The organism is Enterobacter cloacae complex sp. IR5458 (genome assembly GCF_049238025.1).
Taxonomy (GTDB): domain Bacteria; phylum Pseudomonadota; class Gammaproteobacteria; order Enterobacterales; family Enterobacteriaceae; genus Enterobacter; species Enterobacter kobei.
This window is the reverse complement of sequence record NZ_JBMKIF010000123.1, coordinates 1-1,472: the sequence shown is the minus strand read 5'-3', so window position 1 is coordinate 1,472 and position 1,472 is coordinate 1. Positions and strand designations below refer to the sequence as shown.

Sequence of the window (1,472 nt, the reverse complement as noted above, 5' to 3'; positions counted from 1 at the left end):
ATCAAAGTAGTTGGTCATAAGAGATCCCGCGGTCTGTGACTTTGCCGTCTAACGTTTGAAATAAGGGGCGCCGAGCGCCAGCGAGGGGAGCCAAAAGCTTGCTTTTGGCCGTCCCGACTTGATTGAAGGGTTGGGCGATTTTGCCATTAGATTTTTTATAAATTTAGTGTGTTTAGAATGGTGATCGCATTTTTCTTGGCTTTTATGCTTGATGTTAAATTCGACCCCAAGTTTCCTGTAAGTGCGGACACAAAAACATATTTATGTCCTGATTTGCTTATAATAAACCCTTCAAACCATCCGTTTTGTAAGGTTCTATTTGCTGTGAATCCTGCACCAGTTTTCCCATACAGTTTTGTACTATTATCCAGATCTTGTAGATACATGTTCTCTATGGTGTTTTCTATGGCTGAGTTTTTAACTGGGAGATTGTGATTAATAATTTTACGCAGGAATTGAATTTGTTCTTCTGGTGAAATTTTTAAGCTACTTTCGAGCCATGCTTCTGTTAATCCGTTGTTTCTTTCTTTATCTCCAGAGAAGTCTTGATTTCCATAATCAAAATCTTTGAGATAATTCTTGATTTTATTTAATCCAATTTTTTGGGTTATTTCTTGCGAAACCCAAACAACAGAAAATTGCATCCACGTCTTTGGTGTATGATTGCTGTTCCAGATCTCCATTCCTTTGGGGGTTTTATCCCATTTGAATATGGTTTTCTGATCTATTATTTCCGCATCAAATGCCATAAGTGATAATGCGATCTTGAAAGTTGAATCTGGTGCCATTTGCGTTGCACACTTTGCTTTATTGAATTGAGCAATTTCAGCGTTTGTGGATGCATCGTAAAGTAAAAAACAACCTTCAGTTCCTTCAAATAATGGAGATGCAACAGTAGAGATATCTGTTGATGCACTGGCGCTGCTGTAGATAATATTTGCAATTATTAAAAAAATAGCGAAGTTGATATGTATTGTGTTTTTCATAATAAGTATTGGTTTGGTAAAGGGCTTAATTTTAACGGCTAACAATTAATGAGGCTCCGGGTTCGCCCAACGTTTGACATGAGGGGCGGCCAAGGGCGCCAGCCCTTGGACGTCCCCCTCGATGGAAGGGTTAGGCATCACTGCGTGTTCGCTCGAATGCCTGGCGTGTTTGAACCATGTACACGGCTGGACCATATGGGGTGGTTACGGTACCTTGCCTCTCAAACCCCGCTTTCTCGTAGCATCGGATCGCTCGCAAGTTGCTCGGCGACGGGTCCGTTTGGATCTTGGTGACCTCGGGATCATTGAACAGCAACTCAACCAGAGCTCGAACCAGCTTGGTTCCCAAGCCTTTGCCCAGTTGTGATGCATTCGCCAGTAACTGGTCTATTCCGCGTACTCCTGGATCGGTTTCTTCTTCCCACCTTCCGTCCCCGCTTCCAAGAGCAACGTACGACTGGGCATACCCAATCGGCTCTCCATTCA

At 42.9% G+C, this 1,472-nt stretch carries 2 protein-coding genes; both read right to left on the bottom strand.

The window, feature by feature from the left end; all coding sequences use genetic code 11:
* Nucleotides 1-155 precede the first annotated feature (155 nt).
* Nucleotides 156-986 (bottom strand): oxacillin-hydrolyzing class D beta-lactamase OXA-1, encoded by an 831-nt coding sequence (locus tag ACOTYN_RS26300; protein ID WP_001334766.1) that lies wholly within the window; start codon nt 984-986, stop codon nt 156-158.
* 130 nt (nt 987-1,116) lie between these two features.
* On the bottom strand, nt 1,117-1,472 hold a 356-nt coding region (locus tag ACOTYN_RS26295; RefSeq protein ID WP_332950004.1), incomplete at its 5' end, for a GNAT family N-acetyltransferase.